We start from the raw sequence: 19,240 nt of genomic DNA, 5'->3' as shown, positions 1-19,240 counted from the left end.
GCCCACGCGGCCCGGCCCGGCGTCAGGTGAAGGCGGCGCGGAGCCGGGCGGCGGCCTCGGGCGGGGCGGCGAGGTGGTCGAGGCCGAGGAGGGCCGCGCCGACGACGGGCGGGGCGTCGGCGATCACGAGGGACGCGCGGGGGGCGCGGGCGGCGTAGCGGGACTCGATCGCGGCCATCAGCAGGGGATCGCGGGCGGTGAGGACGCCGCCGCCGAGGACCACCTCGGCCGGGGCGTCCAGGAGGCCGAGGCGGCGCAGGGCCGCCGACCCCAGCAGGGCGATCTCCTCGGCCAGGCGGCCGGCCAGGGCGCGGGCCGCCGGGTCGTGACGGGCCAGGGCCAGCACCCGGGGGGCCAGCTCGTGCAGCCGCTCGCGGGGCAGCTCGCCCAGGTGGATCGCGCGGGAGACGTCCTCGGCGCGGGCGGCGCCGAAGTGGCCGCGCACCGCGTCCAGCAGGGCGGTGGGGGCTCCCCGGCCGTCCTCGGCGCGGACGGCGTGCCACAGCGCCTCCTCGCCCAGCTCCTGGCCGCCGCCCCAGTCGCCGCTGATCCGGCCCAGCGCGGGGAACCGCGCGACCCGGCCCGCCGGGCCCACCCCCACGCAGTTGATCCCGGCCCCGCACACCACCGCCACCCCCCACCCGGCGCGCGCCCCGGCCCGCAGCAGCGCGAACGTGTCGTTGCCCACGGTCAGGCTCGGGCCGAACCCGCGCGCGGCGAACTCCGCCCGCAGCGCCTCCTCCTCCACCGGCAGGTCCGCCCCCGTCACGTACGCCGCCACGTGCTCGGCGTACGGCGGGGCCGCCGCGGGGCCCAGCGCCAGCCGTACGGCCTCGGCGGCGGCGTCCACCGCGCGGGGCACGCCCACGACCCACGGCAGGAACGCCGGGCCCCGACCGCGGGCGAGCACCGACCCGTCGCGGGCGACGAGCGCGACGTCCGTCTTGCTCCCGCCCCCGTCGATCGCCAGGACCCGGGCGCCCGTCCCCGCGCCCGGCGTCATCCCTTGACCCCGGTCAGCGTCACGCCCTCGATGAACACCCGCTGCGCGAAGAAGAACACGACGATCACCGGCGCGAGCACCAGGAGGGTGGCGGCCATCGTCAGGTTCCATTCCACCCGGTGCAGCGCGCGGAAGGACGCCAGCCCGACCGACAGCGTCCAGTTGTCCAGGTTCGTCGAGCCGTACAGCAGCGGCCCGTAGTAGTCGTTCCAGCAGTAGAAGAAGTGGAACAGCGCGACCGCCGCCACCGCCGGCCGGGCCATCGGCAGGATCACCCGCAGCAGGATGCGCAGTTCCCCGCACCCGTCCACCCGCGCGGCGTCGGAGTAGTCCGCCGGGATCGTCACGAGGAACTGCCGCAGCAGGAAGATCGAGAACGCGTTCCCGAACAGCGTCGGCAGGATCAGCGGCCACAGGGTGTCGGCGAGCCCGAACCGCGCCCACACGATGTACAGCGGCACGGCGGTGACCTGCGGCGGGAGCATCATCATGGCGATGACCAGCACCAGCGCCACCCGGCCACCGCGAAAGCGCAGCCGCGCCAGCGCGTACGCCACGGGGACCGAGGACACCAGCATGAACGCGGTGGCCAGCCCCGCGTACAGCAGCGTGTTCCCGAACCAGCGCGGCATCGGCGCCCGGGTGAAGACGGCGGCGAAGTTCCCCCACTCCCAGGTGTCCGGCCACAGGTCGGCGGTGAGCGCCTGCCGGTTGGACATCAGCGCGGTGAGCGCGATGAACACCAGCGGCCCGAGGAACATCAGCGCCAGCGCGATCGCCAGCGAGTGCTGGGCGATCCAGACCAGCCGGGCGCGGGTACGGCGGCGCCGCGGCACGGCCCGGCGGCCGGGGGCGGCGCGGCGTCCGAGGACCGCGGTCATGCGAGGTCTCCTTCGGTGAACGCGCGGAACCGGCGCAGCAGCACCAGCGTGGCCGCCATCGCGACGGCGAACAACAGCAGCGCCAGCACGCACGCGTAGCCCATCGCGAAGTCGCGGAAGCCCTGGTGGAACAGCCACTGCGGGAACGTCAGCGTGGACGTCTCCGGGTAGCCGGGCGTGAACTGCACCCCCGGCAGATCCGTCGTGCCGGAGGCGACCTTGGCGGCGACCATGGCCTGGGTGAAGTACTGCAGGGTCGTGATCACCTCGGTGACGGCGGTGAACAGCAGCACCGGCGCGATCGTCGGCAGCGTGATCCGCCGGAACCGCTGCCAGGGCCCCGCGCCGTCGATCGCGGCGGCCTCGTACAGGTGCCGGGGCACGTCGAGCAGCGCCGCCATGAAGATCACCATGAGCTCGCCCACGCCCCACATGCCGAGCAGGGTCAGCCCCGGCTTGGCCCAGGAGGGGTCGCCGAACCAGTCGGGCGAGGAGATCCCGGCCGCGCCGAGCAGCGCGTGCACCGGCCCGGTCGCCGGGTTGAGGAGGAAGACGAAGCCGAGCGTGCCGGCGACCAGCGGCACCAGCGAGGGCAGGAAGAACACCGTGCGGAAGAAGGCCGTGCCCGCCTTCAGGTGCACGACGAGCTGCGCCACGCCCAGCGCGAACAGCAGCCGCGCCGGGACCATGACCGCGACCAGCCACAGCGTGTTCCGCACGGCCGTCCAGGCGTGCTCGTCGCGCAGCAGGTACTCGTAGTTCAGCAGGCCCACCCATTCCAGTGAGAACAGGTCGTACCGGTGGAAGGAGAAGTAGACGGTCGCGGCCAGCGGGTAGGCGCCGAGCAGGAGGAACCCGGCCAGCCAGGGCGACAGGAACGCCAGGACGGTCCAGGTCCCGCGGCGCCGGAGCGCCGCGGGGACGAGGCGGGTCATCCGCCCGCCAGGCGGAGCTTGTCGTCGATCTTGCGGTCCACGCCGCGCAGGCCCTCGGCCAGGTCCTTCACCCGGCCGGCCTCCCAGGCGGCCATGAACTCCTGGATGACCTCCTGGTTGAAGGCGCCGTTCACGTGGGCCGGGACGGTGCTGCTCGCGGGGTGGTTGAAGATGTCGATGAAGGTCTGGAAGTTGGCGTCCTTCTTCAGCTTGGGCGAGGTCAGCGCGGGGATCGTCGAGGGCACGTTGCGCAGGGCGTTGGACAGCGTGACCAGCGCGTCGGTGTCGGTGGTCAGGTGCCGCACCAGCTCCCACGCCGCCTGCGGGTGCCGGGAGCCGCGCGGGATGCCCACGATCGTGCCGGAGATGAAGCCCCCGCCGTACAGGTCGGGCCGGTCGTCGGCGACGGGCAGCGGGGCGGTGCCGTACTCCAGGCCGGGGGCGTCGCTGGCGATCATCGCGTTGCGCCACTCGCCGTCCAGGGCCATCGCGACCTTGCCCTTGTGGAACGGGTTGTCGGCGGCGAACTCCTGGCCGAGGCCCTTGCGGAACTTCTCCAGCCGCGCGTGGCCGTACCAGTCCACCAGCTCCTTCTGCCAGGTGAGCAGGCGTTTCCAGGCGGGGTCGGAGCCGATCGCCGAGGTGCCGTCCGGGTTGTACCACTTCGCGCCGGTCATGGGGGCGAGGTGGCCGGCGGTGTTCTCGTAGTACTGGCTGCTCGGGAGGAACCCGGCGACCTCGATGTCGCCGTTGGGCGCCCGCTTGGTCAGCTTCCTGGTGAGCGCGGACAGCTCGCTCAGGGTGCGCGGCGGCCTCTCGCCGTTCATGAGCCTCTTGTTGTAGTAGAGGCCGTACGCGTCGGCGAGCAGCGGCATCACGCACCGCCTGCCCTCGAACCGGGTGTAGTCGCGGACGGTCCTGGGCAGCAGGGCGTTCACGTCCACCTTGCTCGCCGCCAGGTAGGGGCCCAGGTCCTGGAAGATCCCCGCCTTGCAGAACTGGGCGACGTTGTCGGTGGTGAAGGAGGAGGCCACGTCGGGCGGGTTGCCCCCGCGGATGGCCTGGATGATCTTGTCGTCGTCGGCGCCGGGGGTGACCTTGACGGTGATGTGGGGGTTCTTGGCGGTGAAGGCGGCGATCGCGTCGTTGAAGGCCTTCACCTCGCTCTCGGCGGTGAACCCCACCCACAGGCTGATCGTCTGCCTGGCGTCCTTGGCCGGGCCGGACCCCGGCCCGCCCCGGTCGCCCGCCGTGCAGGCGGTGGCGAGCAGCGCGGCGGCGCATCCCGCCGCGAGAACCAGTCGGTGACGTCGATCCACGGGTGCCTCCTCGGGGAGAGGGCGGTTCGGGGGTGGTGGATTGAGCGGGTGGTTCCTGGGGCCGCGCCCCGGGGGTGGGGCGGGCGCGGCGGGGCGGGGTGGTCGTCAGAGGGTGGAGCCGAACACCTCGTTCCTGACGGCGGCCAGGGCGAGGTCGAGCGCCCCGGCGAGCACGCCGTTGCCCTCGACCCGCGACAGCCGCAGCGGCGGCCGGGGCACGGTGAGCGCGTGCACCTCGCGTTCGACGAGCGCGCGCAGCGGTTCCCCGCCCGCCAGCAGCACGTCCCCCGCGAGCACCACGAGCGCGGGGTCGAGCACGGACACGGTGGGCGCCAGACCGGCCGCCATCCGCCGCGCCACCTCCTCCAGCGCCGCCGAGGCGCGCTCGCGCCACACCGCCTCGCGCCGCTCGGCCGCGCGCCCGCCTTCCCCGGTACGGCTCGCGCCCGCCGTACGGCCGTCGCCGGGCGGGACGGGGGAACCGGGGGAGCCGGGCGAGCCGGGGGCCTGCGGGGCGGCGGGGCGCAGCAGGCGGGCGGCGGCGCGGACGGCGGCGGCGGGGGAGGGGTGGCCCCGGAAGCCGTGCGCCCGCATGACCTTGTGGATCGCGGGGCCCCCGGCCAGGGACTGCAGGCCGTGGCCGGCGCCGCGGCCGGCGTCGCGGCGGGTGGGCGCCCCGGGCACGGTCATGTATCCGATCTCGCCGGCGCCGCCGGTCGCGCCCCGGTACAGCCGGCCGCCCACGACGACCGCCATGCCCAGGCCGTCGGCGGCCCAGAGCAGCGCGAAGTCGTCCACCCCGCGCGCGGCGCCGTGCGCCTGCTCGGCCTGGGCGACCAGGTTCACGTCGTTCTCGATGTCCACGGGCACGCCCAGGCCCTCGCGCAGCGTCGCGGCCAGGCGCGGGACGTGCCAGCCGGGGATGTGGGCGGCGTACCCCAGCCGGCCGGTCCGGGGGTCGAGCGCGCCCTGGATGCCGATCACGGCGCGGCGCACGCGCCCGGGGCCGAGCCCGGCGGCGGCGCAGGCCCCGGCGATCGCCTCGCGCACGCGCGCCACCACGTCGCCGCCCGAGCGGCCCGGGGTGGCCAGCCGGTGCTCGCCCGCGACGTTCCCGGCCAGGTCGGCCACGCGCACCAGGATGCGCCCGGGGTCCACGTCGAGCCCGGCCACGTGGGCGGCCTCCGGGTTGACCCGGTAGCGCTCGGCCGTGCGGCCCGGGCCGTCGCCGCGCGTGAAGCCGTCGAGCACCACGAGCCCGGCCTCCTGCAGGCGGGCGAGCAACTGGGAGGCGGTCGGCTTGGAGATCCCCATCAGCGCCGCGATCTGCGGCCGCGTCAGCGGGCCCCGCTCCAGCAGCGTCTCCAGCGCGGCGCGGTCGTTGATCGCCCGCATCCGGCTCGGCGTCCCCGGGACCACCTGCTCCATGAACCCACCCTAATAAGGAAGGTTAACTAACTTAAGGTGAAAAGTAAGGACTCCTACCGAAAGCGTCAACCCCTCCGCGCGCACTCTCGCGAGGAACCCGCGGCCTCCGGGCGGGAACCCGCGGCCTCCGGGAGGGAATCCGCGCCCTCCGGGAGGGAATCCGCGGCGTCTGGGCAGGGAGCCGCGGCCTCTTCGCGGGGAGCCGTGAGCCCGGCGCGGGGAGGGCGCGAAACCGGGAACGCCGCCCCGGTCACCGGGCGGTGATCGGGGCGGCGTGGTCGGATCGCGTGCGGGGCGGTCAGCCGAAGGCGGCGCGGAGGCGGCTGTCGGCCCCCGGCGGCGCGCCCAGGTGGTCGAGGCCGAGGAGGGCCGCGCCGGCGATCGGCGGGGCGTCCACGACGACCAGCTTGGCGTGGGGCGCGCGCTCGGCGTAGCGGGCCTCGACGGCGGCCGTCAGGCCGGGGTCGCGGGCGGTGAGGACGCCGCCGCCCAGCACGACCTCCGCCGGGGTGCCGAGCAGGTCCAGGCGCTTGAGCATCGCCGTGCCCAGCGCGCACACCTCGTCGGCCATGCGGTCCACGATGGCGCGGGCCACGGGGTCCCCGGCCGCCGAGACCGCGAAGAGCGGCGGGACCAGCTCGTGCAGCCGCGAGGGCGGGATGTAGCCCAGGTGCAGGCCGACGGTGACGTCCTCGACCCGCTCGGCGTCGAACTGGCGCAGCACCACGCCCACCAGCTCGGTGTCCTCGCCGCGGCCGTCCTCGGCGCGGATCGCGTGCCAGAGCACCTCCTCGCCCAGGTGTTGCCCGCCGCCCCAGTCGCCGCTGATCCGCCCCAGCGAGGGCAGGCGCGCGATGGAGCCGTCCGGGCCGATCCCGGCCGCGTTGACGCCGGCGCCGCACACGACCGCGACCCCCCAGCCCTGGGAGGCCCCGGCGCGCAGGAGCGAGAACGTGTCGTTGCCGACCCGCACCTCGCGCCCGTAGCCGCGCCGGGAGATCTCGGCGGCCAGGGCCTCCTCCTCCTGCGGCAGGTCGGCCCCGGCCACGTACGCCGACACCAGGTCCGCGTACGGCGGCGCGGCGTCCGGGCCGAGCGCCAGCCGTACGGCCTCGCCCACGACGTCGATAGCGGCCGCCACGCCCGAGCTCTGCGGCGTGAAGCCGCCCGCCCGGGCCCGGGCCAGGACCTCGCCGTCCTCGGTCACGAACGCGACGTCGGTCTTGCTGTTGCCCCCGTCGATCGCCAGGATCGTCCGCACGGTCACGCGGAGGCCCAGGGCAGGTGGGCGCGGTTGGCCTCGATGAGCCGGGCGGCCAGGTCGTCGGACAGGGAGGCCTGGCCGATGAGCGGGTGGGCCAGCAGCGCGTCCGACACCAGGCCGGCCCCGCCGTTCAGCGCGGCCTTGAGCGCCAGCTCCTCGTAGGCGGACACGTGCGCGATGAGCCCGGCGTACAGCGGCTCGACCGGCGCGACCGGCTCGGGCACGGCCCCGGTGGCGGTGATCCGGGCGGGGACCTCGACGACGGCCTCGTCCGGCAGGAACGGCAGGGCGCCGCCGTTGCGGACGTTGACCACCTGGACGTCGCCGCGGTCGTTGACCAGCGAGGCGACCAGGGCCACGGCCGCCTCGGAGTAGAACGCGCCGCCGCGCTTCTCCAGCAGCTCGGGCTTGGTGTCCACGGCGGGGTCGCCGTACATCTCCAGCAGCGTCGCCTCCATCGCGGCCACCTCGGCGGCGCGCGACGGCTTGGCCTTCTGCTCCTCGACCACGAGGTCGTGCTCGTAGAAGTACCGCAGGTAGTACGACGGCACCACGCCCAGGCGCCGGATCAGGGCGGCGGGCAGGCCGATGTCCTCGGCGATCGCGTCGCCGTGCTCGGCCAGCAGGGCGGGCAGCACGTCCCGGCCGTCCACGCGGACGGCGCGCTCCCACGTCAGGTGGTTGAGGCCGACGTGGTCGAGCGAGACGCGGGCCGGGTCCACGCCCAGCCGGGCGGCGAAGCGGCGCTGGAAGCCGATCGCCACGTTGCACAGCCCGATCGCGCGGTGCCCGGCGTCCAGCAGCGCCCGGGTGACGATGCCGACGGGGTTGGTGAAGTCCACGATCCAGGCGTCCGGGGCGATCCGCCGTACGCGCTCGGCGATGTCGAGCACGACGGGGACGGTGCGCAGGGCCTTGGCCAGGCCGCCGGCGCCGGTGGTCTCCTGGCCGACGCAGCCGCACTCCAGCGGCAGCGTCTCGTCCACGTCGCGGGCGGCCTGCCCGCCGACGCGCAGTTGCAGGAGCACGGCTCCCGCCCCGGCGACGCCGTCCTCGATCGTGGTGGCGGTGGTGACGCGGGCGGGGTGGCCCGCCCGGGCGAGCATGCGCGCCGAGACGCCCGCGACCAGGGCGAGACGGCGCTCGTCCGGGTCGATGAGGGCGATCTCGGTGAGCGGGAGTTCGTCGCGCAGGCGCGCGAACCCGTCGATCAGCTCCGGAGTGTAGGTGGAGCCGCCCCCGACGACGGCGAGTTTCATTTGACTGCTCCTGCGGTGAGGCCGGCCTGGATCTGCCGCTGGAAGATGATGTAGATGATCAGCACGGGCAGGATGGCCATGGTGAGCGCCGCGAAGAGGCTGGCCCAGTCGGCCTGGTAACCCGCGCTGGTGGAGATGTTGGCGATGCCCTGGGTGAGCAGCCACTTGTCCTCGACGTTGCCGGGCAGCAGCACGATCGGCAGCAGGTACTGGTTCCACTGGCCGAGCACGTTGAAGATCGTGATGCTGATCAGGCCGGGCTTGGCCATCGGCACCATGATCGAGAAGAACGTGCGGGTGTGGGAGCAGCCGTCGATGAACGCCGCCTCGGCGACCGAGGTGGGCAGCGTCTTGAAGAACGCCGCCAGGAAGAAGATCGTGAACGGCAGGGAGTAGGCGATGTAGACCAGGATGACGCCGGTGTGGGTGCCCAGCAGGCCCAGGTTCTTCACCACGAAGAACAGCGGGACCAGCGCCAGGAACACCGGGAAGGCCATGCCGGAGACGAACGCGAAGTAGATGAACCGGTTGCCGAAGAACTTGTACCGGGCCAGCACGTACGCCGCCATCGACCCGAACAGCATGGTCCCCGCGGTGCTGAAGAACACCACGATGACACTGTTGATCATGTACGTGCCGATGTGGGCCTTGTCCCAGGCGCGGCCGAAGGCCGCGAACGAGTAGTCGGCCGGCATCGTGAGCGGGTCGCCGAAGATCTCGGTGTTGGTCTTGAACGAGGACAGGAACGTCCACAGGATCGGCACGATCACCATGAGCGCCCAGATGGCGAGCGCGACGTGGGACAGGCCGGAGAAGACGCTGAACTCGCGCCGGCGGCGGGCGTCGGCGGGGACGCCCGCGCGGCGGGCGCCCGGAAGGGGCTCGGGAATGGAAGTCATCGGCTGTCCTAGAACTCGATCCGCTCGCGCCGCGTGACGCGCAGGGTCAGCACGGCGAAGGTGAGGGTCAGGAAGAAGAGCGCGACCCCCATCGCCGACGCGTAGCCGAACTTGGAGTAGGTGAACGCGTTGCGCCAGATCTCCAGCGGCAGCACGGTGGTGGAGCCGTCGGGGCCGCCCCGGTCCACCGAGAGCACCTGCACGATCGCGAACGCGTCGAACGCCGCGATGCCGAGGTAGACCCAGGCGACCTGGAGCGTGTCCCACAGCAGCGGGAGCGTGATGCTGAAGAAGAGCCGGAACCGGCCGGCCCCGTCCAGCGCGGCCGCCTCGTAGACGTCGCGCGGGATCGAGGACATGCCGGCCGAGAACAGCACCACGTAGAAGCCGACGGCCTGCCAGACCATGACGCCGATGATCGACCACAGCGCCAGGTTCGGGTTGGTGAGCCAGCCGACCGGCTCGATGCCGACGAGGGCGAGGAAGCCGTTGAGCACGCCGTTCTGGTCCGGCCGGTAGATCGACTGGAACAGGACGGCGACCAGGGCGACGGCCAGGAGCTGGGGGAAGAAGAAGACGACCTTGTAGAAGGCCGACCCCTTCACGCCCGTCATGGTGCCGCCCTTGCTGCCCCCGGCCACGTTCAGCATGAAGGAGAAGAACAACGCGATCGCTATGACCAGGATCGGCAGGGCAAGCAGCAGTAGACCGTGATGGCGGACCGCCTGCCAGAACACCTCGTCCTCGAACAACCTGGTGAAGTTCTCGAAGCCGATGAACTGGGGGTTGGCGGTGATGCCCCGCCAGTTGGTCATCGCGATGTAGAAGGCCTGCGCGTACGGGCCGATCACGAAGACCGCGTACAGGATCACCGGTACGGCGAGGAAGCCGACGATGAACGGATACTTGCCCTGCCGCATGGTCACGCCGTCCGGTTCTGCTTGGTGATCGAGGAGTCCTTCTTCACCGCGTCGGCCTTGGCCTGCATCTTGGCGCAGAACTCATCGGCGGAGATACGCCCGAACATGAGCGCGTTGGTCTGCTTGCGCAGCTCCGTCTCCAGCTCCTTGTACCAGCCCTCGAAGCTGGAGAAGGTGACGTTGTTCTGGCCCGCGGCCTTCTGGACCTCCAGCACGGCCTTGGTGCCCGGCGAGAGCGACAGGCCCTCGGCGGCGCCGGCGACGACGGTCAGGTTGCCGGTCTTCTCGGTGAAGCCCTTCGCGCCCTCCTTGGAGAGCATGAGACGGGCGTACTCCAGGCCGCCGGGAGTGTTCTTGCCCTTGGCCGGGATGATGTAGCCCTCGCCCGCGACGGTGCGGGTGGCCTCGAACGGCATCTTGTCGGCCGAGGTCACGCTCGGCGTGGGGATGATGCCGTACTCGAAGCCGGAGGGGATCTCCTTCTTCTGCTCGTTCTCCAGCCAGGAGCCCGACGGGTAGAAGGCGACCTTGCCCTGGTTCTGCTGGGTCTGGACCTCGGTGTGGATCAGGCCCTCCATGCTCTTGGGCATGTAGGCCTTGCCGATCTCGGCCCAGGCCGCGGCGGCCTGCTTGACGGGCTCGGCCGTCCAGGCGCCGTCCGCGAGGTTGTCGATGTTGACCAGGACCTCGTTGCCGCCGATCTTGGCCGCGGAGATCAGGATCATCCAGTACTGGTAGTACGAGGCGTTCTTGCCCGCGTACGCGTACGGGGTGATCCCCTTGGCCTTGATCTTGTCGCAGAGGGCCTTGAACTCGTCGAAGTTCTTCGGCGGGGTCCAGCCCTCCTTCTCGAAGAGCTTCACGTCGTACCAGAGGCCGTACGTCACCGAGACGTAGTTGAGCACGTACGGCTTGCCCTGGATCAGGCCGGTCTCGACGGTGCCCGGGAGCAGCGTGTCGCGGACCTTCTTGCTCGGGTCGTCCACCGACGGGGCGTCGAACAGCGGGGTCAGCTCCAGGAGCTGGCCCTCGGTCTGCAGCGCGGCGTTGTCCATCAGGTCGGTGCCGGAGTTGGCGATGAAGTCCGGCACGTCGCCGCTGGCGAAACGCGGCTGGAGGGTCTGGGCGATCTGCTGGGTCGCCACGTGCTTGATGTTCGCCTGGGGGAACTTCTTCTTGAACATCGGCTCGTGGAGCTGGGTGGCGTAGTCGTCGCCCAGGCCACCCTTGAAGATCACGACCTCCAGGGTCCCGTCGGCCTTGACGCCGAACGGGTTCTGCGGGCTGGTCGCGCCCTTGGGAGCCTGCGACGGCGCGGCGTCGTTGCCGCCGCCGCCGGTCGCGCACGCCGACAGCACACCGGCGCCGGGGCCGGCCACGAGCGCCGTCATGCCGATCCGGCGCAGCATCTGCCGCCGGTTCAGATCCGCGTTGGACATTCCTTCTTCTCCTTGGTTAAGGGGAGCGGGGGTGTGAAGGTCTGAGGGACGTGAGGAGTGCCGGGTCACGTCGCCGCCGCCGGGACGGTGGAGGCGAACAGTTCGTCCTGCGCACGGCGGAGCGCCAGCGCGAGCGCCCCGTCGAGCACGGGCTCGGGGCCCAGGGCGGACAGCCGCAGCGGCGGGCGGGCGAGCGACATCGTGTGCAGCTCGCGTTCCACCCGGGCCCGCAGGGCCTCGCCGCCCCCGAGCAGGACCCCGCCGGTGAGCACCACCAGGGCGGGGTCCACGACGGTGATGATGGAGGTCAGCCCGGTGGCCACGCGCGCGGCCACCTCGTCCAGGGCGGCCCCGGCCCGGGCGCGCCGGTCGGCCGGGCCGTGCTCGTCCAGCGCCCGCACCGCCGCCCGCACCGCCTCCGCGGGGCCGTGGCCGCGGAATCCGTGCGCGCGCATGATCCGGTGGACGGCGGGGCCGCCGACCAGGGCCTGCATGCCGTGGTTGGCCGAACGGCCCAGCTCGCGGGCGGTGGGCGCGCCGGGCAGGGGCATGTACCCCACCTCGCCCGCGCCGCCGGTGGCGCCCCGGTGCAGGCGGCCGCCGATCACGCTGGCCAGGCCGATGCCCTCGCCGACCCAGAGCACCACGAAGTCGCTCTCCCCGGCGGCCACGCCGTGCGCCTGCTCGGCCTGGGCGATGAGGTTGACGTCGTTCTCGACCTGGACGCGCACGCCCAGCCCGTCGCTGAGGGTCTGCACCAGCCGGGGGATGTGCCACCCGGGGATGTGGGCGGCGTAGGTGAGGCGGCCGGTGGCGGGGTTGACCGCGCCGCCGATGCCGATGACGACCCGGTTCAGGTCGGTGACGCGCAGCGGGCCCAGCGCCTCCGTGAGCGCGGTCCGCAGCCGCGCCACGACGTCGCCGGCCGCGCGCCCCGGGGTGGGCAGCACGTGCTCGCCGAGCACCTCGCCGGTCAGGCCCGCGACCTTGACCGCGATCCGCGCCGACGTCACGCCCACCCCGGCCACGTACGCCGCGCGCGGGTTGACCGCGTACAGCTCCGCCGTACGGCCGGGGCCGCCCTCGCGCAGCCCGCCGGCGACCACCAGGCCCGCCCGCTGGAGCCGGGTCAGCAGTTGCGAGGCGGTGGGCTTGGAGATGCCGGTGACGGCCGCGAGCTCCGCGCGGGTCAGCGGTCCCCGGTCGAGCATGACCTCGAGCGCGGCGCGGTCGTTGATGGCGCGCAGCAGGCTCGGGGTGCCGGGGGTTGGCTGGCTCACGATGTCCCTTCACTGCCGGGCGGGGCCGGCTCGGAATCGCGGACGGGGGGACGGGGAACGCTCGGGAAGGCGGGCAGGAGGGAAGGACGGGCCGGGGGAGGCCAGTTAGGAAAGTTTCCTAACTGGCGAAAAAGTAAGGATTGTTTTCCGTTGCGTCAAGTGCCGTCCCACCTGCCGCAACCAAGCCGTGACCTGCGCCCGGCCGCGCCTCCCGCCCGTTACCGGATCATGCCGATCCGGTGATTGCGCGGCCCCGCCGGGGGAAGAGGCGGTCGGAGGGGACGAAGGCGCGGCGCGGCGGGGAGGCGGCCGATGGGGGGAACGGGGACGGCCCCGGCCGGCGGCAGCGTGGTCACCGTCCTGGTCGCCGGCGGCGCCAACCTGGCCATCGCCTGCGCCAAGGCCGTGGCGGGCGCGATCAGCGGCTCGGGCGCGATGCTGTCGGAGGCCGCGCACTCGGTCGCCGACACGCTCACCGAGGTGCTGCTGCTGATGGCGCTGCGCCGGGGCAGCCGCAAGGGGGATCGGCGGCACCCCTTCGGCTACGGCCGCGAAGGGTACTTCTGGGCTTTCCTGGCGGCGCTCGCCACGTTCGTGCTCGGGGCCGGCTTCTCGATCACCCACGGCGTGCACACCGTCCGCGACGGGGAGGAACTCGGCTCTTTCGGCGTCTCCTACCTGGTGATCGCGGCGTCCCTGGTGCTGGAGGGCATCTCCTGGGTCCGCGCCTACCGCCAGGCAAGCAGCGCCGCCAAGCGCTGGCGGGCCAACCTGTTCCGGTTCGTGCGGCTGTCGGCCGACACCCCGCTCAAGGCCGTGCTGTTCGAGGACACCGCCGCGCTCATCGGCCTGCTGCTCGCCGCCGGCGGCCTGGGACTGTCCCAGCTCACCGGCAACCCCATGTGGGACGGCCTGGCCTCGATCCTCATCGGCGTGCTGCTGCTCGTCGTCGCCATCACCCTGGGCCGCGACAACATCTCCTTCCTCATCGGCCGCTCGCTGCCCCGGGAGATGGAGCACGCGATCGCCGAGGAACTGGAGTCCATCCCCGAGATCCGCTCGGTCGTGCTGCTCTACACCAGCGTGCTCAGCCCCACCGCCGCCATGGTCGCCGCCAAGGTGGACTTCGCGGACTGCTTCACCGCCGCCCAGATCGAGGCCGCCGCCTCCGAGGCCGAGCGCCGCCTCCGCGAGGCCATCCCCCTCATCCGCTACGTCTTCCTCGATCCCACGTCGGCCGCGCGCACGCGGTAGCCGTACGATCATCTCGTGCCAGTTCGCATCGTCGCGCCGCCCGCCCGCTAGCGGGCGGTGATCCCTCGCAGGCCGCCGGGCCCTCGCCCCGCGGCCCGGTGACCGCTGCCCGCTCCGGTGCACGTTCCGGTCACCGACGCGGGAGACACACGCGTGAAGGCACACACTTCTGGACTCATCCATGTCACCGTCGCCGCGATCGCCTGGGGCACAGGCGGTCCGGTGGCGGCGGTCCTCTACCGGGACGGCGGGCTCGGCCCGCTCGCCGTCTCCTTCTGGCGCTTCGCCCTGGGCGCCCTCCTCCTGGCCGCCCTCCACCCTCTCCTCCGCCGCGCGGCGCACCGTCCCGGGGCCGCGCCGTACGGCGGCGGCGTGGCGGCGGCTCCGGGGAACCTCCGGGCCGCCGGCGCCCGCCCGCGCCTGCGCCGCGCGGCGCTCGGGGTGCTGGCCATGGGGGCCGGGCTCGGAGTGTCTCAGGCGGCGTACTTCGCGGCCGTGGAGGCGGCGGGCGTCGCGTTCGCCACGGTCGTGACGCTCGGGGTGTCGCCGGTCGCGGTGGCGCTCGGGGCCGCCGGATGGCTCGGCGAGGGGCTGGGACGGCGCGACGTGATCGCCCTGGCCCTCGCCGGCGCCGGGCTGCTGCTGCTCAGCGGCGAGGCGGCGGGCGGCCCCGACCCGGCGGCCGGGGTGCTGCTGGCCCTGGTCTCCGGGGTGGCCTACGCGGGCGTGACGCTGCTGTCCCGGGCCGCCGGGCCCGGCGGGGACCCGCTCGGCTCGGCGATGTACGGCTTCGCGGCCGCCGGGGCGTTCGTGCTCCCGGCGGCGCTGGCCGAGGGGGCGCTGCCCCTGGGCGGCGCGGGCGCGTGGGCCTGGCTGCTGTTCCTCGGCGCGGTGCCGACGGCCCTGGCCTACACGCTGTATTTCACCGGGCTCACCCGGGTCCGCGCGGCCACGGCGGCCGTGGTCGCCCTGGGCGAGCCGGTGGTGGCGGCGCTGATCGCGGTCGCGGCGCTGGGGGAACGGCTCACCCTCGCCCTGATCGCGGGCTCGGCCGTCCTCGGGTGCGCGGTGCTGATCCTGACCGGCGCGCGCCGTTGATCCCGGCCCGCGCCCGGCGCTGACCCGCCCGGCGGCCGCCGTACGAGCGCGTGCGGCGGCCGCCGGGCGGCGCGGGGCGGCGGCCGCGGGACGTCAGGAGACCTCGGGGCGTCAGGAGGCCGTGGGTGTCGGAGAGCCGTGGGTGTCAGGAGGCCGCGGCGGCGGCCGCCGTGCGGGACCTCCACCAGTCCTGCCCGGACTCGGGCAGCGTGTGGATGGGGTCGTAGTAGGGGTAGTGGCGTTCGAGCGCCGCCTCGTCGGCGGCCTCCAGCGCGGTCCGGTAGTTCTTGGTCCACGTGGATACGCCCAGCTCGCGGTCGTAGGTCGCGGCCTGGTGGACCCAGCGCTTGCCGACGAACGGCACGTCGCACACGATCCGGGGCGTGGCGAACCCGGGCAGGTAGCCCATGATCCCGTGCTGGAGCTCCTGCGCCTCCCACAGCGCCAGCCGCCAGTGCTCGCTGCCCGGGATCATGTCGCACATGTAGAAGTAGTACGGCAGGATGCCCTCGTCCTCGATCGCGAAGCACAGGTCGAGGAGCTGCTCGACCGAGTCGTTGACCCCGCGCAGCAGCACGCCCTGGTTGCGCACGTCGCGGATCCCGGTCTCCAGGAGGCTCCGCGCGGCGCGCGCCACCAGCGGGGTCACCGAGTTCGCCGAGTTGATGTGGGTGTGGACCGCGATCTGCGCCCCGCGCTCGCGCGCCTTGGCGGCCAGCCGCTCCATCCCGGCCCGCACGTCGTCGGCGAGCCAGTGCTGCGGCAGCCCCATCAGCGCCTTGCTGGCCAGCCGGATGTCGCGGATGCCCGGGATGTCCAGCAGGGCCGAGACGAACGCCTCCAGCCTCGGCCACGGCACGTTCGCCACGTCCCCGCCCGAGACCACCACGTCCCGCACCTCCGGGGTGCGCTTGAGGTAGTCGAGCATGGCCTCGTACCGGTCCGGCGGCTTGAGCTCGAAGCGGTGCTTGTCCACGCTCGGCGTCGGGTTGCCCACCAGGTCCATGCGGGTGCAGTGGCCGCAGTACTGGGGGCACGTCGGGGTGATCTCCGCGAGCACCTTCGTCGGGTATCGGTGGGTCAGCCCCTCCACCGCCCACATGTCGCTCTCGTGCAGCGAGTCGCGGCTCGCGTGCGGGTGCGAGGGGTAGTCGGCCCGCCGGTCGCTGAAGACCGGCAGCATGTACCGCCGCACGGGGTCGGCGTAGAACGCCTCGGTGGAGGAGACGTCCATCGTGTTGAGCATCTGCGGCGGCAGCAGCATCGACATCGTCGCGCGTTCGCGCTGGTCGCGCTCCAGGTCCGCGTAGAACCGCTCGTCGAGCAGGTCGCCGGTGACCGCCCGGAGCTGCCGGAGGTTCTTGACGCAGTGGGCCCGCTGCCACTGGGCGGACTCCCAGTCGGCGCGGCTCACGTCCGCCCATCCGGGGAATCTGCGCCAGTCGGGTTCGACGAGTTCGCGGCGGCGGTAGCCGTACGGCTGCGCCGGGTGGATCTGCGCATCCATCGCGCCTCCCCATTGAGGTGCGTACGATCCACTGTCTACTACCCGGGGGCGTGTAAGGAATACGGTTCACCCCCTAAACCAGAGGAACTTTTTGCGTTCGGGGATAGGGGTGGACGCGAAAGGCCGCCGCCCCCCGGGGAGGGGGACGGCGGCCGGAGGCCGGGAGGGCGGCGGTCAGCTCCCCACGGCGTCGTCCGAGCGCCGGTGGGAGCCGGCGGCGCGGCGGTTGTCGCGGACCCGGACGAACACGAACGCGGCGATGGCCAGGAGCACCAGGCCCACGACCGCCTTCGACGCGATCCCGACGTACTCCTCGACGAGCCACCAGCTCTCGCCGAGGAGGTATCCGGCGAGCACGAACGCGGTGTTCCAGATCAGGCTGCCCAGGCCGGACAGCAGCAGGAAGAGCCCGACCGGCATGGCCTCGATCCCGGCGGGCACCGAGATCAGGCTGCGGAAGATCGGGATCATCCGGCCGAAGAACACCGCCTTGCCGCCGTGCTTGGCGAACCACGCCTCGGTCTTGTCCACGTCCGAGACCTTCATCAGCGGCAGCCGCGCCACGATGGCCCGGATGCGCTCGCGCCCGAAGACGCGGCCGATGGTGTACAGCGCGAGCGCGCCCACGATGGAGCCGACCGTGCACCACACGATCGCCTCCACCAGCCCGAGCTGTCCCCGGCTGGCCGTGAACCCGGCCAGCGGCAGGATCAGCTCGCTGGGGATCGGCGGGAAGAGGTTCTCCGCCGCGATCGCCAGCCCCGCCCCGGGACCGCCCATGGTCTCGACGAGCCCGATCACCCATTCGACGAGCCCGCCGGCCTCCACGGGCGGCTCCTCGCCCGCAATGATCATCATTTGCATGCCCATAACGCTACGAATCCACTCTGCCGAGAACCATGAAGCGGACCACCCGGCAGACCTGACGCCAACCACAGTCCCGCCCCTGCGGAAAACCTCATCCCCCTCCCCAACTCACCCGGTGCCCCCAAGGTTCCCACGAACCGGCACCCGGTGCGTCCCGGACGCCCGGGTCCCCGCGGCCGCCGCCCCGCCCGGGCGGGGTCTCCAGGGCGGGGCGGCGGGCCCCCGGGTTCCGGCGATCGACCGCTGGAAGGGCTCACGCCTCCGGGAGGGCGGCGGTCAGGTCGAGCTCCACGAGCTGGCCGGGGTACCCGAGGGCGGCGACGCCCAGGAGGGTGCTGGCGGTGGTGAACGCCGGGCCCAGCGGCGAGGCGTTGAGCCGGTCCCACACACCGGCGAGGACCTGGCGGTCGCCGCTCGCGACGTAGATCACCGAGCGCACGACGTGCTCGGGGCCGGCGCCGGCGGCGGCGAGCGCGGTGAGGGAGTTGGCGATCACCTGGTCGGTCTGGGCGAGCGGGTCGTCCCCGCCCACCACCGCGCCGCTCGCGTCGAGCGGGCACTGGCCGGCCAGGTGAGCCTGGCGGCCGGCCTCGACGATGGTGACGTGGTGGTAGCCGGGGGTCTGGTGGAGGTTGCCGGGATTGATACGCGTGATGCTCATGTGATCATTCTTCCGAGGCCGCGCAACCGGTTTTCCGAGGTCACGCCGCGCGCGACGGCGGGGCCGGGGCGGGGGCGGGGGCGGCGTGACGTCGCCGGGGCCCGGGCCGTACGGCGGGCGGGGGAGCGCCCCGGGGCGGGAACGGGTGTGGGCACCGTCCTGAGGGGGCGGTGCCCACGGCGCTCGCGGCGAGGAGGCGCGTTTCCTGAGTCCACTGTGGCGCGCCCGGGCCGCCGGGTCTGCGTACAAATACCGGTAACGGCGGCCGTCGCCGGCGGCGTCAGGCGAGGACGCGGGCCTCCTCGGCCTCGACCTGCTGGTTCCACTCGCGCTTGGACGACTGCCAGCCGTCCTCGTCCTGGCCCCGCCGCCAGTAGCCGGAGATGGACAGGCGGTCCATCGGCAGGCCCCGCTCGACCCGGAGGTGACGGCGGAGCTCCTTGACGAACCCGGCCTCGCCGTGGACGAACGCGTGCACCGTCCCGCCCGGGAAGCCGAGCCCGCGCACGGCCCGCACGAGCTTGTCGCCGACGGGCGCGTCGCCCCGGTGCAGCCACACGATCTCCGCGTCGCCCGGCGTGGGCAGGACCTGCTCCTCCTCCGGCCCCGCCACCTCGACGAAGACCCGCGCGGGCGCCCCGGCGGGCAGCCGCTCCAGCGACGCCCCGATCGCGGGCAGGGCGCTCTCGTCCCCGGCCATCAGGTGCCAGTCCGCCTCCTGGTCGGGAGCGTAACCGCCGCCGGGCCCGAGGAACGAGATCTCGTCCCCGGGCCGCGCGCCCGCCGCCCACGGCCCCGCCACGCCCGTGTCCCCGTGGTAGACGAAGTCGATGGTCAGCTCGCCCCTGGCCGCGTCCCAGGCCCGCACCGTGTAGGTGCGCACCACCGGCCACTGCTCCCGGGGCATCCGGGCCCGGATCTCGAAGATGTCGAACGGCTCGGGATAGACGACCCCCGCCCGCGGCCACAGAAGTTTCACGTAGTGGTCGGTGTACTCCCCGGCGGAGAACCCCGCGAGCCCCTCACCTCCCAGCACCACCCGGATCATGTGCGGCGTGATCCGGGTGGTGCGCACCACGACCCCCCGGCTCAACCGCCTGCCCCCACGCCCCGGCTCCGCCACCAGACCCCCTCCAAACCCATCGACTTAGGCAAGCCTAACCTACCTGGTCAACCTTCCATGATCGCCGGGGCGGCGCCTCGCGTCGGGGGAGCCCCGCCCGGGG

General features: G+C 73.3%; 17 protein-coding genes. 2 read left to right on the top strand and 15 right to left on the bottom strand.

The features are described from left to right. Window positions 1–22: 22 nt before the first annotated feature. The 11 genes from D5H75_RS00835 to D5H75_RS00785 form a co-directional block, all read right to left on the bottom strand. The gene (locus D5H75_RS00835) at window positions 23–1,003 is read right to left on the bottom strand and encodes an N-acetylglucosamine kinase (protein ID WP_119924369.1); all 981 of its coding nucleotides are present in this window, start codon (window positions 1,001–1,003) and stop codon (window positions 23–25) included. Next, window positions 1,000–1,884 carry a carbohydrate ABC transporter permease gene (locus D5H75_RS00830; protein WP_119924368.1) on the bottom strand — a complete coding sequence of 295 codons (885 nt, stop codon included), beginning with the start codon at window positions 1,882–1,884 and terminating at the stop codon, window positions 1,000–1,002. Before D5H75_RS00830 ends, D5H75_RS00835 begins: the two co-directional genes overlap by 4 nt. Continuing rightward, window positions 1,881–2,819 carry a carbohydrate ABC transporter permease gene (locus tag D5H75_RS00825; protein WP_119924367.1) on the bottom strand — a complete coding sequence of 313 codons (939 nt, stop codon included), beginning with the start codon at window positions 2,817–2,819 and terminating at the stop codon, window positions 1,881–1,883. The genes D5H75_RS00830 and D5H75_RS00825 overlap by 4 nt, the downstream gene beginning before the upstream one ends. Continuing rightward, the gene (locus tag D5H75_RS00820) at window positions 2,816–4,138 is read right to left on the bottom strand and encodes an ABC transporter substrate-binding protein (protein ID WP_202637700.1); all 1,323 of its coding nucleotides are present in this window, start codon (window positions 4,136–4,138) and stop codon (window positions 2,816–2,818) included. Before D5H75_RS00820 ends, D5H75_RS00825 begins: the two co-directional genes overlap by 4 nt. A 105-nt stretch (window positions 4,139–4,243) precedes the next feature. Next, window positions 4,244–5,566, bottom strand: a complete 1,323-nt coding sequence (locus D5H75_RS00815; RefSeq protein WP_119924366.1) for an ROK family transcriptional regulator — start codon at window positions 5,564–5,566, stop codon at window positions 4,244–4,246. Window positions 5,567–5,864: 298 nt separating this feature from the next. Next, window positions 5,865–6,833: an N-acetylglucosamine kinase gene (locus D5H75_RS00810; RefSeq protein ID WP_242453922.1), complete on the bottom strand. Its 969-nt coding sequence runs from the start codon at window positions 6,831–6,833 to the stop codon at window positions 5,865–5,867. Beyond that, a complete protein-coding gene (locus tag D5H75_RS00805; protein WP_119924365.1) occupies window positions 6,830–8,089 on the bottom strand; it encodes a 6-phospho-beta-glucosidase in 1,260 nt (419 codons plus the stop codon). The genes D5H75_RS00810 and D5H75_RS00805 overlap by 4 nt, the downstream gene beginning before the upstream one ends. Continuing rightward, window positions 8,086–8,988 carry a carbohydrate ABC transporter permease gene (locus tag D5H75_RS00800; protein WP_119924364.1) on the bottom strand — a complete coding sequence of 301 codons (903 nt, stop codon included), beginning with the start codon at window positions 8,986–8,988 and terminating at the stop codon, window positions 8,086–8,088. Before D5H75_RS00800 ends, D5H75_RS00805 begins: the two co-directional genes overlap by 4 nt. An 8-nt stretch (window positions 8,989–8,996) precedes the next feature. After that, window positions 8,997–9,908: a carbohydrate ABC transporter permease gene (locus D5H75_RS00795; protein ID WP_119924363.1), complete on the bottom strand. Its 912-nt coding sequence runs from the start codon at window positions 9,906–9,908 to the stop codon at window positions 8,997–8,999. Between the two features lie 2 nt (window positions 9,909–9,910). Beyond that, a complete protein-coding gene (gene ngcE, locus D5H75_RS00790; protein WP_119924362.1) occupies window positions 9,911–11,347 on the bottom strand; it encodes an N-acetylglucosamine/diacetylchitobiose ABC transporter substrate-binding protein in 1,437 nt (478 codons plus the stop codon). Window positions 11,348–11,412: 65 nt separating this feature from the next. After that, the gene (locus D5H75_RS00785) at window positions 11,413–12,627 is read right to left on the bottom strand and encodes an ROK family transcriptional regulator (protein ID WP_119924361.1); all 1,215 of its coding nucleotides are present in this window, start codon (window positions 12,625–12,627) and stop codon (window positions 11,413–11,415) included. 312 nt (window positions 12,628–12,939) lie between these two features. Here D5H75_RS00785 and D5H75_RS00780 point away from each other — a divergent pair, with 312 nt between their 5' ends. Together D5H75_RS00780 and D5H75_RS00775 are read left to right on the top strand one after the other, a co-directional pair. Further along, complete coding sequence (locus D5H75_RS00780) at window positions 12,940–13,881, top strand: cation diffusion facilitator family transporter (protein WP_119924360.1); 942 nt, start codon at window positions 12,940–12,942, stop codon at window positions 13,879–13,881. 153 nt (window positions 13,882–14,034) lie between these two features. Further along, on the top strand, window positions 14,035–14,979 hold the full coding sequence (locus D5H75_RS00775; RefSeq protein WP_119924359.1) for a DMT family transporter: 945 nt from the start codon (window positions 14,035–14,037) through the stop codon (window positions 14,977–14,979). Between the two features lie 145 nt (window positions 14,980–15,124). Here the strand turns inward: D5H75_RS00775 and D5H75_RS00770 are convergent, their stop codons facing one another. The 4 genes from D5H75_RS00770 to D5H75_RS00755 all read right to left on the bottom strand — a co-directional run bounded on the left by D5H75_RS00770 (window position 15,125) and on the right by D5H75_RS00755 (window position 19,107). Next, complete coding sequence (locus tag D5H75_RS00770; RefSeq protein WP_119924358.1) at window positions 15,125–16,486, bottom strand: KamA family radical SAM protein; 1,362 nt, start codon at window positions 16,484–16,486, stop codon at window positions 15,125–15,127. Between the two features lie 174 nt (window positions 16,487–16,660). Continuing rightward, window positions 16,661–17,350, bottom strand: a complete 690-nt coding sequence (locus D5H75_RS00765; protein ID WP_242453921.1) for a DedA family protein — start codon at window positions 17,348–17,350, stop codon at window positions 16,661–16,663. A gap of 256 nt (window positions 17,351–17,606) precedes the next feature. Further along, window positions 17,607–18,014 carry a RidA family protein gene (locus D5H75_RS00760; protein WP_119924357.1) on the bottom strand — a complete coding sequence of 136 codons (408 nt, stop codon included), beginning with the start codon at window positions 18,012–18,014 and terminating at the stop codon, window positions 17,607–17,609. 280 nt (window positions 18,015–18,294) lie between these two features. Beyond that, complete coding sequence (locus D5H75_RS00755) at window positions 18,295–19,107, bottom strand: siderophore-interacting protein (RefSeq protein WP_277949907.1); 813 nt, start codon at window positions 19,105–19,107, stop codon at window positions 18,295–18,297. Window positions 19,108–19,240: the final 133 nt, after the last annotated feature.

This window comes from Bailinhaonella thermotolerans (assembly GCF_003594875.1).
Taxonomy (GTDB): domain Bacteria; phylum Actinomycetota; class Actinomycetes; order Streptosporangiales; family Streptosporangiaceae; genus Bailinhaonella; species Bailinhaonella thermotolerans.
This window is presented reverse-complemented; position numbering and strand designations above follow the sequence as displayed.

Coding starts and splice junctions, on each gene's coding strand:
- D5H75_RS00835 (WP_119924369.1), bottom strand. CDS start 1,003: ATGACGCCGGGCGCGGGGACGGGCGCCCGGGTCCTGGCGATCGACGGG.
- D5H75_RS00830 (WP_119924368.1), bottom strand. CDS start 1,884: ATGACCGCGGTCCTCGGACGCCGCGCCGCCCCCGGCCGCCGGGCCGTG.
- D5H75_RS00825 (WP_119924367.1), bottom strand. CDS start 2,819: ATGACCCGCCTCGTCCCCGCGGCGCTCCGGCGCCGCGGGACCTGGACC.
- D5H75_RS00815 (WP_119924366.1), bottom strand. CDS start 5,566: ATGGAGCAGGTGGTCCCGGGGACGCCGAGCCGGATGCGGGCGATCAAC.
- D5H75_RS00805 (WP_119924365.1), bottom strand. CDS start 8,089: ATGAAACTCGCCGTCGTCGGGGGCGGCTCCACCTACACTCCGGAGCTG.
- D5H75_RS00800 (WP_119924364.1), bottom strand. CDS start 8,988: ATGACTTCCATTCCCGAGCCCCTTCCGGGCGCCCGCCGCGCGGGCGTC.
- D5H75_RS00795 (WP_119924363.1), bottom strand. CDS start 9,908: ATGCGGCAGGGCAAGTATCCGTTCATCGTCGGCTTCCTCGCCGTACCG.
- ngcE (WP_119924362.1), bottom strand. CDS start 11,347: ATGTCCAACGCGGATCTGAACCGGCGGCAGATGCTGCGCCGGATCGGC.
- D5H75_RS00780 (WP_119924360.1), top strand. CDS start 12,940: ATGGGGGGAACGGGGACGGCCCCGGCCGGCGGCAGCGTGGTCACCGTC.
- D5H75_RS00770 (WP_119924358.1), bottom strand. CDS start 16,486: ATGGATGCGCAGATCCACCCGGCGCAGCCGTACGGCTACCGCCGCCGC.
- D5H75_RS00765 (WP_242453921.1), bottom strand. CDS start 17,350: ATGCAAATGATGATCATTGCGGGCGAGGAGCCGCCCGTGGAGGCCGGC.
- D5H75_RS00760 (WP_119924357.1), bottom strand. CDS start 18,014: ATGAGCATCACGCGTATCAATCCCGGCAACCTCCACCAGACCCCCGGC.